This window comes from Hoylesella marshii DSM 16973 = JCM 13450 (genome assembly GCF_000146675.1).
Taxonomy (GTDB): Bacteria; Bacteroidota; Bacteroidia; order Bacteroidales; family Bacteroidaceae; genus Prevotella; species Prevotella marshii.
The window spans coordinates 1,642,650-1,656,768 of record NZ_GL397214.1 but is presented as its reverse complement, the minus strand read 5'-3'; the positions used below and the strand labels follow the sequence as shown (position 1 = coordinate 1,656,768).

The 14,119-nt window shown below is 49.7% G+C and carries 11 protein-coding genes and 1 tRNA gene; 6 read left to right on the top strand and 6 right to left on the bottom strand.

The annotated features are described in order from the left end of the window. Window positions 1-141: 141 nt before the first annotated feature. From dapB to HMPREF0658_RS06920, 3 genes are all read left to right on the top strand, one after another. Window positions 142-897 (top strand): 4-hydroxy-tetrahydrodipicolinate reductase, encoded by a 756-nt coding sequence (gene dapB / locus HMPREF0658_RS06930; RefSeq protein ID WP_006949679.1) that lies wholly within the window; start codon window positions 142-144, stop codon window positions 895-897. Between the two features lie 91 nt (window positions 898-988). Then, the gene (lepB, locus tag HMPREF0658_RS06925) at window positions 989-2,419 is read left to right on the top strand and encodes a signal peptidase I (RefSeq protein ID WP_006949677.1); all 1,431 of its coding nucleotides are present in this window, start codon (window positions 989-991) and stop codon (window positions 2,417-2,419) included. Between the two features lie 3 nt (window positions 2,420-2,422). Beyond that, the gene (locus tag HMPREF0658_RS06920) at window positions 2,423-3,133 is read left to right on the top strand and encodes a WbqC family protein (RefSeq protein WP_006949675.1); all 711 of its coding nucleotides are present in this window, start codon (window positions 2,423-2,425) and stop codon (window positions 3,131-3,133) included. A 499-nt stretch (window positions 3,134-3,632) separates the two neighbouring features. Here the strand turns inward: HMPREF0658_RS06920 and HMPREF0658_RS06915 are convergent, their stop codons facing one another. Then, entirely contained in the window at window positions 3,633-4,973 is a 1,341-nt protein-coding gene (locus HMPREF0658_RS06915) for a hypothetical protein (protein ID WP_040557855.1), read from the bottom strand. Between the two features lie 264 nt (window positions 4,974-5,237). Here HMPREF0658_RS06915 and HMPREF0658_RS06910 point away from each other — a divergent pair, with 264 nt between their 5' ends. Continuing rightward, window positions 5,238-5,912 (top strand): hypothetical protein, encoded by a 675-nt coding sequence (locus HMPREF0658_RS06910; RefSeq protein WP_006949671.1) that lies wholly within the window; start codon window positions 5,238-5,240, stop codon window positions 5,910-5,912. Window positions 5,913-6,146: 234 nt separating this feature from the next. Here the strand turns inward: HMPREF0658_RS06910 and HMPREF0658_RS06905 are convergent, their stop codons facing one another. The 5 genes from HMPREF0658_RS06905 to HMPREF0658_RS06885 form a co-directional block, all read right to left on the bottom strand. Continuing rightward, a complete protein-coding gene (locus HMPREF0658_RS06905; RefSeq protein ID WP_006949669.1) occupies window positions 6,147-7,190 on the bottom strand; it encodes a hypothetical protein in 1,044 nt (347 codons plus the stop codon). Between the two features lie 13 nt (window positions 7,191-7,203). Continuing rightward, window positions 7,204-8,574 (bottom strand): MBOAT family O-acyltransferase, encoded by a 1,371-nt coding sequence (locus HMPREF0658_RS06900; protein ID WP_006949667.1) that lies wholly within the window; start codon window positions 8,572-8,574, stop codon window positions 7,204-7,206. 189 nt (window positions 8,575-8,763) lie between these two features. Then, window positions 8,764-9,003 (bottom strand): acyl carrier protein, encoded by a 240-nt coding sequence (locus tag HMPREF0658_RS06895; RefSeq protein ID WP_024990808.1) that lies wholly within the window; start codon window positions 9,001-9,003, stop codon window positions 8,764-8,766. A 14-nt stretch (window positions 9,004-9,017) separates the two neighbouring features. Further along, window positions 9,018-10,505 carry an amino acid adenylation domain-containing protein gene (locus HMPREF0658_RS06890; protein ID WP_006949661.1) on the bottom strand — a complete coding sequence of 496 codons (1,488 nt, stop codon included), beginning with the start codon at window positions 10,503-10,505 and terminating at the stop codon, window positions 9,018-9,020. A 191-nt stretch (window positions 10,506-10,696) separates the two neighbouring features. Next, complete coding sequence (locus HMPREF0658_RS06885; protein ID WP_040557718.1) at window positions 10,697-12,358, bottom strand: S41 family peptidase; 1,662 nt, start codon at window positions 12,356-12,358, stop codon at window positions 10,697-10,699. A 177-nt stretch (window positions 12,359-12,535) separates the two neighbouring features. Between HMPREF0658_RS06885 and HMPREF0658_RS06875 the strand changes: the two genes are divergently transcribed. Next, a tRNA-Asn gene (locus HMPREF0658_RS06875) sits at window positions 12,536-12,609 on the top strand. A 1,117-nt stretch (window positions 12,610-13,726) separates the two neighbouring features. Next, entirely contained in the window at window positions 13,727-14,107 is a 381-nt protein-coding gene (locus HMPREF0658_RS06870) for a DUF2141 domain-containing protein (protein ID WP_006949656.1), read from the top strand. Window positions 14,108-14,119 lie beyond the last annotated feature (12 nt).

Genomic DNA, 14,119 nt, shown 5'->3' with positions numbered 1-14,119 from the left:
TACATATTGATGATGAAAGGGGATAAGAACCGAAGCAAGCGGGCGAGAAATAGGCGACAGTAGTAAAAAAGGACGTTTTTATTTTGCATACTGTCTAATTTACAGTACCTTTGCCATCTCATAAGAAAACGGCAAACGAAGATGAAGATAGCATTGATAGGCTATGGGAAAATGGGTCGGCTTGTGGAGCAGGTAGCGAAGCGTCGGGGGCACGAAATCGTATGTATCATTGATGTAGACAACGCTGATGCCTTTGAAAGTGCCGCCTTTTCATCGGCCGATGTAGCTGTGGAGTTCACCACCCCGCAGGCCGCTTATGGTAACTATATGAAGGCTTTTGCACGCGATGTGAAAGTGGTGTCGGGTTCCACGGGCTGGATGGCAGAGCATGGTGCCGAAATACGCAGGATGTGCAACGAAGAGGGCAAGACGCTGTTCTGGTCTTCCAATTTTTCCATCGGCGTGGCTTTATTCTCTGTTGTCAATCGGTATCTGGCGCAAGTTATGAACGGTTTCCCCGAGTACGACGTTCGAATAGAGGAAACCCACCATATGCACAAGCTCGATGCGCCGTCCGGTACCGCTATTACCTTGGCCGAAGACATTATCAATACCCTGCAAAGGAAAGACCGGTGGGCAAAAGGCCTGCAGCGAAAGGCCGACGGAACGGTGGAGGGAAGCAACGAAATGCCCCGCAATGTGCTATCCATTGAGAGTATTCGCCGCGACGAAGTGCCCGGCATCCACCGTATCATCTACGACAGCATAGCCGACAGCATCATCCTTACCCACGATGCCCACAACCGCGAAGGCTTTGCCTTGGGTGCGGTGTTGGCCGCCGAATACACGCAAACCCACGACGGACTGCTCACCATGAGCGACCTCTTTAGGTTCTGATACCCCTCCGCAGGCCTCTGTCTCAGGTTCTGCAACCACTGAAATACTGCAGCGAATGCCGCATTCATCATTAAGAAAACAACTGTAAAAGATGAAAAAAGAAACTGTAAATCCCAAACGACAATGGATAAAGTTTGCCATTGTCATCGTCTTATATCTCACTTTCCTGCTATGGGTCGAGAGTTGGTGGGGCTTATTGGTCGTACCTTTTATATACGATGCATACATCTCGAAGAAAATAAGGTGGCAATGGTGGAAAGACGCAGAGACACCCGTGCGATTTCTGATGAGCTGGGTAGATGCCCTTGTCTTCGCCTTAGTGGCTGTCTATTTTATTAACTTGTACTTTTTTCAGAACTTTGTCATACCCTCTTCTTCACTTGAGAAGAGCTTGCTTACGGGAGACTACCTCTTTGTAAGCAAACTCAGTTATGGTCCGCGTATCCCCCAAACCCCGCTTACTCTCCCACTTACACAACATACCTTGCCCCTGCTGGGCTGTAAATCCTATATAGAATACCCACACTGGGACTATCGCCGCGTGAAAGGATTGGGCAAGGTGAAGCTCAATGACATCGTCGTATTCAACTTCCCTGCGGGAGATACCCTTGTAAATGATGAGCGCTGGGCTGCGCAAGACTACTATCAGATGGTCTACTCTTTCGGCTACCAACTCTCCGCCCCTACGCAAGTAAATCCGGCCAAACTGCCCCCGGTGCAGCAACGTGCGTTCTTCGATAAGCTCTATGCTACGGGGCGCGCCTATATAGAACAGCATCCCAACGAATATGGAGACATCATTACACGACCTACAGACCGTCGCGAGAACTACGTGAAACGCTGTGTCGGCTTGCCCGGACAGACACTTCAGATAAAAAACCGTATCGTTTACCTCAACGGAAAGGCCAACAAAGAGCCCGAAAACGTGCAGTACACTTACTTCGTGAAGTTGAAGCAAAACCTGCCCGAAGACCTGCTGAAAGAACTGAACATCAGCATAGAAGACCTGACGAGCCTCAATCAAAACGGGTATATGCCGCTGACGAAACACGCCCTGCAGGTATTGAGCGCGAGGAAAGACCTCGTTCAGAGCATCCAACTCAATACAGATGCCACTACAGGAGACCTCTATCCCCTCAATGCTGTCACAGGCTGGACGCGCGACAACTACGGACCGATTTGGATTCCGGCCAAGGGTAAAAGCGTTGCCCTCACCCTGAGCAACCTACCTCTCTACGAACGCCCCATTAAGGTATATGAGGACAACGACTTACAGGTGCGTAACGGAAAGATTTTCATCAACGGGAAAGAGGCGCATTCCTATACTTTCAAACTCGATTATTATTGGATGATGGGCGACAACCGCCACAATTCGGCCGACTCCCGCTATTGGGGCTTCGTGCCCGAAGACCATATCGTAGGTAAACCGATATTTATTTGGTGGTCATCAGATCCCGACAGAAAAGGCTTTGCAGGTATCCGTTGGCATCGCCTCTTCAACTGTGTAGAGCATATCAAATAGACCATGGCACATGCCTCAAAGGTAATGCCGATAGATAAGAAAGCCACAACCGACGACAGCCCAAGGGCATACCATACCGCGGCAAACGCAACGGAAGCGCACTGCGAAGCGCATGTGTTGCTCTCTTCCACTTACTTCGGCCCCGTGCAATGGTACGGAAAGCTGGCGCACTTTCCCGTGGTACTGATAGATGCCCATGAGCATTTCGTCAAACAAACTTACCGCAATCGCTGTATCATTCCCACCACCGGCGGTCGTCAGGTTCTCACTGTTCCTACAGAGCGCGCCAATGGTTCCAAGCAACTCATGAGTGAAGTACGCATCAGCGACCACGGAGATTGGCGGCGCATCCACTGGAATGCCCTCACAAGTGCCTATGGCGAATCGCCTTTTTTCGATTACTATGCCGACGATTTACGGCCTTTCTTTGAGAAACGGTGGACGTTTCTCTATGATTTTAACATGGAAATTACCCTGAAGATGTGCGAACTACTCGACATCTCACCCTGCATTCTCCCTACCCACGACTACCAAGCAACCCCCGACGCCCCCGACCTGCGCCATGTCATTGACCCGAAGCATCCCTTTCCCGACCCCGATTTCTCCCCCCGTCGCTACTATCAAGTCTACGAGCAAAAACACGGGTTCCTACCCAATATGAGCATACTCGACCTGCTGATGAACGAAGGCAACGAGGCCATTCTCTACCTCTGACCTTCCTTCGTACAGCTTTTCTTCCAACACAGTATGCAATGCGGAATGATTGTTCATTGCCACTTTTCAGATTGTTTATTAGCATTTTCAGATGGCTAATACGTCTTTATAGAAACGAACTACGCCCCTCAAACACAAAGGGTATGTAGTCGCGATTTCCACTACCCTACATTTTAACCGTTTATAAGACAAGAATAAGCGCTGTAAGTGCGTAACATATCAGCCCAGCGCATTGCGCTGGGTATAGACCGTTTCCCTAAATGGAGCGCTGTAAGTGCGACTCTCTCAATGAGTCGGCAAAAATAGGATAAGAGACTGCGCATGGAGAAACACGAGTGTTGGGGAGCGTTGTCGGCAAAAGGGAATAAGAAAGAGGGTGTGTCCGGATGGGCACACCCTCAAATACTACATAAAAGTAGCTATCAAATAAAATGAAAATAAAAAGTATATGTACATCTCCATCATTTTGAGCGGGAGACAGGTGCATCCGAAAGGCAGATTACCTTATGAACTTCACCCGCTTCCCACTTTCGGTACGCAGGATGTAGAGACCTCTGTCGAGGTTGATAACAGCTGGAATCGCGCCCTGCCATACCTGTTGACCACCCATGTTCCACAATGTGGCCGGCTCCGGTCGGTCGGTCTCTACGCTGATGCCCTCGGCGGTTTGCACGATGGTGAGATTCGTTTCTACGGCGGTCTGTATGCCCGTAGGCTTCAGCGGGATATACGTCGTCACACTCAAGAGGTTATTGCTCAGGGCACTTCCGATGTTAGGGTAGCCCGGATTGGACATGGAGACGTAGAGCGTGAGGCTGTCGTTGTAGGCCAATGAGGGGTCGAAAGTGAATTTTCCGAGTGCATTCTGCACCTTATCGGCAGGAACATCTTTCCATTTCTTATCGGCTTTCCCGTTCTTATAGCGCCACCGGAACGTAGTGATGTTGTTGGTAGTCACGATGCCTTTGGCCGTGTAGAGTGCCGAGAGGTCTATCGTATAGCCATTGATGCACGAAGGGTTGATGTGATACGCGCGTTGAGGGGTGTATTGGAACTGCTCGATGGGCACATCTTGCAGCACACGGTCGGGTATCTGGTCGAATCCGAGTGCATTGCCGCGCACGTCTAATCGTTCAATCTTCTGCAACGCCTTGGCACCTAAGATGGCTCTCATGCGTTTCTTTCCGAACGAGCAAACCAATACTTTCAGCTCTTTGTTGTTGCGCAAATCGAGCGTGTCTATACTTGCGCCCTTGATGAGTAGGTCTTCCAAGTTCGGCACATCGGTCAGGTTGATGCTCGTAAGACTGCCTTTCTGCAGCAGTGTAGTCGATACCTGCACTGTTTTAAGGTGGTCGCTTTTGGGGAGTATTACCTCCGAAGCGTCGGTATCTGTGAGTGTGAGTGTCGACAGCACCGGACATAACGACACGTCTACCTTACCATGTGTGGCAAGGGAAACGTAGTCGGCATTGAAATCCTTCAGCACGGAAGAGCGCACTTCATTGATGCCGTTGATGGTCTTACTGCTGGTGATCCGCAGCGTCTTCAGTTTGTCGGCAGCAATGGTAATGGTACGTTCGGCAGCAGAGGGCGTAGCGAAAGTGTATTCCATGACGGTGAGCGAGCCATCGGTATTCGACGGGAAGCTCTTCACCACCTCTCCGGCACCGAAATCGCAGAGCAACGAGGCCGAATTGTCGGTAAGCCGAAACGTGAACTTCACGCTTGTTGCATCAGCTGCAACATTGAGAACGACTTTCTCCGACGGCATCGTCTGCGAGAAAGCTGTGAGTGAGAGTCCGCACAGGACTACGAGTGAAAGTAAATGTTTCTTCATATTCATAACAGTTAGTAATAGGTAGATATCTGTTTTGTCTCTCGCAAAGATACGAAAAAATTGGGAATCCCTGCACGTTCTCCTTTGATTGTTGAGTGATTTCTACACAGATAGTTATAGAACATATCACGGTAAAACAATCCAGCCCGTGCGAGAATTGTTGCAAACAATCGGCAAAAAAAGTTGTGTTAATCTATCTAATATTGTGAGAGGCTGTGGGGATTTTACTTATCTTTGCATATCTAACTTTAAAACATAACGAATATGAAATTGAAACTGTTTGCAACATTACTGCTGTCAATGCTGTGTCTCGCTCCGGCTTTGGCGAAAAAGAAACCCGACGTGAAGTGCGTGCTTACCCTCAACGACGGGAAGAAAGTGGAAGGCTGGTACATGAAAGCCAGCTACGGAACCTATGGTCCGGAGAATGTGAAGAACATGGATGAGATTACCATTACCGCTACGAAAGGTGGTAAAGACGGTACCACGTATCATGCCAACGACGTGAAGAAGCTGGTTTGTACGAATGAGGAGACGGGCGACGTCAAGGAATATTGGTCGCTCTATGCCATCAAAGCGCTCACCCATCCTGAAAACATGAAACCCTCGGGGCATAAGTATTTCTGGCTGGTGGTGTATCAAGGCAAATATGTGACAGGCTTTCTGTCGGTGTCTTCGTGGACGTATGGCACCATGGGTAGGGAAACGTCTACTCCATGCAGCTATTGCATCGATGGCGACAACATAGCCGTTACCTTTTTCGTGCCGACTAACGCCATTACCATTGGCCTGCGTGCCAACTTGAAATACCGCTTCAAACGGTTCCCAAAGATGGTGGATTACCTCGATAGCAAGGAGCTTAAGCTAAAAGAGATAAAGAAAGACCCGTTCGTTCTTCTCGAACAGCTCGATCGCATATTATCCAACGAGCAGTTGTAAGTTCTCACGGTTTACTACACAAGTCGGTGTAGATGCATGAAAAGGGGGTGGAAAGCTATTGACTTTCCACCCCCTTCTATGTCTGTTTGCAAGTGACTGAAGAGTTGTCTGTGAGCATCCCCAATTCTGCTGGTGAGCAAAGAAGATTCTGCTGGTGAGCAGAAAAAAGTTTGCTGGTGAGCAAAAAACGGATCGCTCGTTGCGGTCTTCCTCTGCCCTTTGCACAGAGGGGTCTCAGCGCCTGTTGGGAGATGCGCCGTACACCTCGCGGAGAATCTGTCGGCCAACCTGTTTTCGATAATGCGGCGGGTCGTAGTAGTTGTGTTGTGCAGTGAGGGCGTGATGAGCAGAGTCGGAGAAGTCGTAGACGCTTGCTTTGCCGAAGATGCGCCGGAGCACGGCAACATCGGCGGGGTTGAAGGCCGTCTGATGGTATGAAGGCCCGATAATGATGCGCACATCGGTGCCGTGGCGACGGCAGATGGCCGCGATTTTGCGGAGCGTCACTTGTTGAGGTTCCGACAAATAAGCCGGCAACACGTTGTATTGCTGCGGCTCTTTGCCTTGTTTTTCCCATGCGCCTTGCTTCCAATAATCGTTACCGAGGCTGTCTATCTTGTGCTCTTCTGTCAATACGGCATCGTTCGTATAGCGCGTGTGAGTGGCTCCATCGGTGTTTACGATGCCTTTTATTTCTTTCTTGTCTGCCCATCCTAATTTGTATTTCACGTAGGGGAAGAGGTAGGAGGGACTGCAAAATGCCTGTAGAAAAGTGGTCTGGTACTTCACCCATCCCATTCCCGACACCTCGGGCGGCATGATGTGCATGGCATCGGTCTGCATGCGGCTTTTCATCACCATGCGGTCTTCTAAAACGATGAGCAGATTTCTGATGCGCTGGTGCGGCTCTCTGTCGAGTGCTTCCACCTTTTGCAGGATGTCGGCCATTCCTTCGGCATTGCAGAACATGCGGAACGGACTGCCCTTGATATACTTTTTCCACTCGCTACACTCGTAGGCCATGGTGCACGAAGAGCCCATGATGAACGAGTCGTAGTGCATCTTGCTGCGGTATCTCTTGTATTTAAGCCACGACACCATGCCCTCATTCTGGCATAAGGTGGGGTGGTCGTAGTCGTCGTAGTTGCGCAACACCATGAATGGGTCTTCCGCCACATAGGCGGCACACAGGGCAATAAAGGGCAAGGCCAGCAGCAAGCACTTTGCATAGAAGCGCAGGAGCATGTGCGTGGCCGGTATTTTATCGTTGTTTGTCATTGCAGAGAGGGGATTAGAATTGGATATAGATGAAGTTTTCTACGCCGAAAGCACCGAGCAGAAAGATGATAAACGCAAATGCAAAGTAGGCCGTCCAACGCCAAAGGGTGTGCCACTGTGTGGTGCGTTCAAGCAGATTGATGCGCGAATGGATGTACTCCACGGTGAGCATGAGTGTGGTGGCGATAGCCACAACAATCCAATAAAAGTCTTTCATACCTAAGTTCAGCTCTTTCACGTTGGTATCCATGCCGTCGAGCAGATGGGTATAGGTGTATATCACCTCCCCGACGGTCTCTAAACGGAAGAACAGCAGCGAGAGGGCAAAGAGCAGATACGTGCGCAGTATCATGACGAAAGCGTAGAGATGGCGTTGGGTTCGGGCTTTCATTCGGTCGCGTTGGCGGGCGCAGACGGTCTCGTAGATGATGACCGCACCCTGTATCAATCCGTAGATGGCAAACGTCCAGCCCGCGCCGTGCCATACACCGATGACGGCAAAGGTGACCAACAACGAGACCGATACACCCCACATTCCCCACTTGCGCAGAGAGGCAGAGAGCGGAACGAATACGTAGTCGCGCACCCAAAACGACAGAGACATGTGCCAACGCCGCCAAAGGTCGCCCGTGGAAAGTGCCGCAAACGGACGATTGAAGTTAGGAGACAGCTTGAAACCAAACATCGCAGCAAGTCCGAGCGCCATATTCGTATAGCCCGAGAAGTCGGCATACAATTGAATCGGATAGATAAGTGTGGCCTCGAGCAACTGCATGCCCGATGCCGAATGCACGTCGGCGAACACGCTGTCTAAGGGTGTGGCAAGCCGGTCGGCGATAACGAGCTTCATAAACGCTCCCCATAGCAGCAGCTTCATGCCGTCCACCACCTTGGTATAGTTGAAAGCATGAGACTGTTTGAGTTGGGGTAACAGGTCATAGCTGCGCTCGATAGGTCCCGATAGAAACTTCATGAAGAGCATCATGTAAAGACAGAAGTCGGGCAGGCTCTCCTCGGGCTCTTCTTCCCAGTAAATGTCGATGAGGTAGGCGATGGCCTGAAATGTATAGAACGAGATGCCCAGCGGAAAGGCCGACGAACAGTAACGCGCCGCCAGCCAAGTGCCCACAAGTGCGACGATACCGCCGGAAAGCACGTAGCCTGCCGAGCCGCGTGCCTGCATACGAGCGAGGAATCGACCGTAGTAAAACGTGAACAGCGTAATGCCCAAGGTATAGACGAGGTAAACGATGTCGTAGTAGCCGATGAAAACGGCACTCGACACCAACAGCAATCCTCGCTGCCACTGTCGTTGCACGTGGGCATAGTAAAGCACAAAGGTCAGTATCAGGCAGATACTGAAAGGTATAGAGAGAAATTCCATAATTATAAAATATTGCTATGCGAATGGGGAATGGAGCCGTAGCGTCTTGTCATCATTGAATCTCAATCGCTCATGAGACAGCCCGTCTACATGTTATAAGGATGACATAGCCTTCTGTCATCTTTTATTCGCTTGTCGGCATGCGCTCCAGCTCACGTATCCGTGGACGAATGCTGCGCATCGGCCTCTTTACAGCCGGCTGGCGATGACGTCGCACATCTCGCCTACATTCTTCATACGCACGATTTCGCGCAGTTTAAACTTCATGCCAAATGCTTTTTCGGTCTCACTGATAATCTTCATGTTCGACAGTGAGTCCCATCCATCCACGTCATGGGCTGTAGTCTCGGGAGTTATCTGCAATGCTTCTTTGTTTAACACGCGGCAGATAACGCGGCTTACGCCACTTAAAATTTCTTCTTTTTCCATTGTGTATGTTGTTTTCATCCACCTATCAGCTCGGCTATGCGCCGGCGGTCGGTTTTGTTGTTCATGTTCTGTGGAAAGGTGTCGAGGCGATGTATCTCGGCAGGTAGCATGTAGACGGGTAGGAACCGGCGCATAAAGGCTTGCAGCTCGTCGCTCTGCACGGCTGCCTCACCCTCTACAACCAGATGGATACGGGCTTCGCCGCTCTCGTCGGGTAGCGGCAAAGCCACGACAGCACGGGTTTCCTGATAGAATTTCCGTGCCACGCATTCTATCTCGCTCAGTTCGATACGATAGCCGCCTATCTTTATCTGCGAATCTTTGCGCCCATAGTACAGCAGATCGCCATCGGCATCTTTGCTGCAAATATCCCCCGTTCGGTAATATCTCGTGCCGTCGACGGTGAAGAAGGCTTCGCTGTTCTTTGCCTCATCGTGCCAATATCCCGGAAAGAGCTGCCTGCCGGAGAGGCACAATTCGCCTTTCTCTCCTGCGCAGACAACGTGTTCCTGCTCATCGACGACGATGCTCTTCGTGCCCTTCATATCGCGTCCAATGCAGAGTATGCCGTTTTTCTCCTTGTTTTTTCCGTCGCGCCGGAAGTCGTAGGCCGTGCAGTAAATGGTGTTTTCCGTAGGACCGTAGACATTGATGATGCGTGCGTTGGGCACGCTTCGGCTCCATTGCTCCGTGTCATCAGCACTCAATGCCTCGCCGCAGAACAGCGAGTAACGCAGCTCGGGCAGTTCGATTTCTTCCATATAAGGACGCAGATAGTGAATCACCGATGGCACAAGCAGGGCAAACGTGATGGCGTGAGCATCGAGAAGGTCGAATGCGGCCTGATACTTGATGCGGTCGTGTCCGATGGTATAGATGCAGCAACCGTGCAAAAGGGGCAGAAGAAAGGATTGTACGGAGAGGTCGAAGGTAAGGTCGAACATCTGCAAACAGCGGTCGTCGGCATTCAACCGACAACCCATGGCGCGGAACGCATCGACGAAAGCTGCCACGTTGCCTCGCATAACGGGCACTCCTTTGGGACGTCCCGTGCTGCCGGAGGTAAAAAGGATATAGGCGTAATCTGCATCATCAGCCGCTACGGGGGTGTCGTCGACCTGTTCCGCGGCAGGCAATGCTGTCGTCATCACCACCTGTTGGCGGGTGTATCGCGTAGCGGTGCCCGAATCGAGTACCACGTCGGTGCCCAATTGCGACAGGATATCGAGACAGCGTTCCAATGGTTGGTGCGGATGAAGGGGCACGTAGCATTTTCCCTCTAACCAGAGCGCAAGGATAGAAGCATAGGTATAAAGGTCGTCATGTGCCTCCAGTGCCACGATGTTTTGCGACAAACGGCGCACTGCTTGCCTGATTTTCGCCGTGGCATCGGTCAACTCTCTATAAGTGTAATAGATGCCGTCAATGCAGAAAGCCTTTCTTTCTCCGTGTGTATGGAGGGTCTGCACGAGGGGCGTTGCAATGTTTTCTCTAAATGTCATGTGTTATTTTGTTAAGAAAAAGCCGGTCTGCCGTTTGTCGGTCGGTCGGCCTCTGTCAGTTTCCTCCGATGTTTTCGCAACATGGCGGCACTGCTGTTGTCCGTAAAGAGCGGGCATCGCGTCTGCCGTTTCTTTGCTTTCGAGATGCAGCGGCGTGTACGCTCTCCTATAGAAATGTATCCGTCAGCGTCTTATTTCCCGTTCAATATCTTTTTGTATTCTGCCGGATTCAGCAGCAACCTCACAGCTTCTTTCATTTGGTTGTCATACTTCAATCCGTTCTCTATCGTGCCGGCCTGATAATAATAGGCTGCTACGATGTCGGCAGCAATCAGTTGTTTCAGTTTCTCCCGATTGATATCGAGGTCTTTGGCGATATTGTGGCTCAGTTTCTTCTCAAGGTTTTCAAACTCGGCCTTTGCGTCATCATAATATCCCTCGAATCTTGCCAGCTTCACAAGGTTCTTCAAATACTTCTCGCTCTCTCTGTCGTAAGTGAATCGGCTTTGAAGAACTCTGCGTTTAAAGTCGGCATAATCGGCATCGCTCAGTGCGAATTGAGCCGGTGGAGCAATAGTGGGATGAGCAGCGATGTAATCTAATTCGTAGTTGAACAGTACTTCCGTGGAGTCTCGTCCGGCAGAGGCCAGATAGAAGGCGATATTGGGTAAGGAGTCGGGCATTATCTCCACGTCGGGTTTAATGCCTCCTCCGTCGCGTACTTCTCTGCCGTTTGCCGTATGGAAAACCCGCGTCAGAGAGTCAGGTATGTGCTCTTTATATCCACCGTTGGCATGCTTATAGTTGATAGCCTGTATGCACCGGCCGCTGGGAATATAGTAATGACCGGTCGTTAGTTTCAATGTACCGTTGTAAGGCAGGTCTACCGGTATCTGAACAAGTCCTTTCCCGTAGGTACGCGTTCCCAAAACGACGGCTCGGTCGAGGTCTTGCAGAGACCCACAGGTCACTTCACTTGAGCTGGCCGACCCGCCATTGACCAATACCACCACAGGCATCACCGTGTCGATAGGCTCTGCTGTGGTTGTGTAAGTCCGGTTCGCGCGTTTCAATTTGCCTTTGGTGGTGACCAACGACAGGCCTTTCGGCACGAAAAGGTTGACGATGGATACGGCTTCCGATAACGAACCGCCCCCGTTTTCGCGAAGGTCTAGCACGAGACCTTTCATGCCTTGACGCTTCAAATCTAAGAAAGCGCGACGCACATCCTTGCTGCAATCTTCCGTAAAGCTGTTCAGCTGGATGTAACCGATATGATTTTCCTGTAGGCCGTAGTAGGGTACAGCGGGCATTTGGATAGCCTTTCGCGTTATCTTAAACTGCATTCGTTTGCCGGTAGACGGGCGTTGAATCTTTAAAATGAAAGATGTGCCGGGATTACCACGCAGCCGGCTGCTCACCACAGTTGCGTCTTTATCCGTCATCACGGTATCGTCGATAGACAAGATGATGTCTCCTTTCTTCAAACCGGCCTCTGCTGCCGGCATATTGGCATAGGGTTGGTCTATGACAACGCGTTGAATGGCCATGTTGTACTTGATGAGTGCGCCGATACCGGCATACTTTCCGGTAATCATCAGTTTAAGGTCTTTCGCCTTATCTTCAGGGTAATACTCCGTATAGGGGTCTAACGACCTTAACATGGCATTGATGCCCGTACCGATTACCTCGCTTGCATCGAGTGTATCGACATACATCAAGTCGAGATTCTTATAAATCGCATTGAATGTTTCTATATTTTTCGCTACATCGAAGTGATGGTCTTTCTTCTGTTGTGCTCCGCCGGCAAGTGCCGGAAGCAGCAAAATGATACTCAAAAGGCCTTTTTTCATATTCCACATGTCCTGTTTTCTTTTCTCTTGCAAAAATACATTTTTATCGCGGGAAATGCTGTCTTTTCATTGAAAAGTTGTCGTAATTTATAACGATAAGACAATTTTTTACGAAAAAGTTTGGAGAATTCAAAAGAATGCACTACCTTTGCAACCGCAAAATAAAACAGCAAATAGGCTTCAGTAGCTCAGTTGGTTAGAGCACCTGACTGTTAATCAGGGGGTCGTTGGTTCAAGCCCATCCTGAAGCGCACAAAGCAAGGACTACTTCGGTAGTTCTTTTTTTATGGTCGATACTTCGTCTTCTGCCGATGGATATGCCCGTTTTCAAATTTCCATCGGTCGGCATCGGCAGGGAGAAAAGTGCCTTTTCCCAAGATGAATCCCGAGCGTTTGTATTGTCTTTGCTGCCCCCTCTCTCCATCATCTCTTTCCCATGAAAACCAAGCAGTTACGCGTTGGCGTTGAAAAAGCTATGCTTTGATGCTTTCAAAGCATAGCTCTGACAGCATCAAAGCATAACTCTAAGCGTGTAAAAACATAGCTTTTACAAGTTAAGGACTATGGCCTTTCAACACAGTTCCACAGGACGAAGTAGAAAACGAGGCAGAAAGCAAGGCGCGAACGACTATTTTATTTCATTTTCAAATAGATGTTTGGTAAAGATGTGTCGCACTTACAGCGCTCCATTTCGAGGAATGCTCTATACCCAGCGCTATGCGCTGGGCTGATATCTTACGCGCTTACAGCGCTTACTTGGGGAAATGTCATCTACTCGGTGCTGCGTGCTGGGCTAATATCTTACGCGTTTGCAGCGCTTACCCTGCGCCTCATAGCATTAATTCTGTCGCCCCTTTAGGGCTTAGACTGCGGGATTCCATGACACCGGGACTGCGCTATCGCTTATCCCTGTCTAAGGTTTGTCGCCCTTTTGGGGCTATTAGATAAGAATCTCTTTTCCCGAATTTGCGTATTAAAATGGAAGATATGCGGTCTCATAACCGTTTTTGCTTGATGCCAAAGGGTCTTGTGCGCACGCCTTTCTCCACTTTCCTGTCTCTCCCTCTCTTGCTTTTTTTCATTACAAATCGTAACGACAAGCGTTTTCTTCCGGTTTTTGCATTCTTCAAACACTCGTAAATAGCTTTTTTATCACTTTTTTCTTATGATTTGAAAAATAAGTGATAAAAAGTTTGGTTTATATTGTAAACCTAATTATCTTTGCCATGTGTCCCATAAGCATCTTGCTTTTAAGGCACATATATTTTTAGTCTTATGGTTTATAAAATAAACTTATTCACGGGCAATCCATGCCTTCTATGACCGAGAAAGTAGTGGATGACCGATAAAAAAGAAAGGAAGTGAAATATGAAAAAGCTGATTTTAATGCTTGCCATGGCAGCGATTGGCAGCACGATGGCGGCACAGAATGCACACATTACAGTGAAAGGCGTGAAAAACAGTCAAGGAAAGGTGTTGTTGATGGTAGACTGCAAAGCTCCCCAAAACGGAGAACCGGCGAAACCGGTCATGGCGATGGCAGATGCCAAGGTGGGCGACGTGACCTTCGACATGGAAATACCGATGGCCGAAAGCTGGACGGTTTCCGTGTTCCACGATGAGAACGGCGACTACAAAATGGATATGGATGCCGAGGGAAGACCGGCCGAGGGTTATGTGAGAAAGGCCTTTCAGCCCGAGAAAGACGGCACATCGATGGTTTTAAAGTTGTATTACCCCGTATTTTAAGTTGCCATGCGA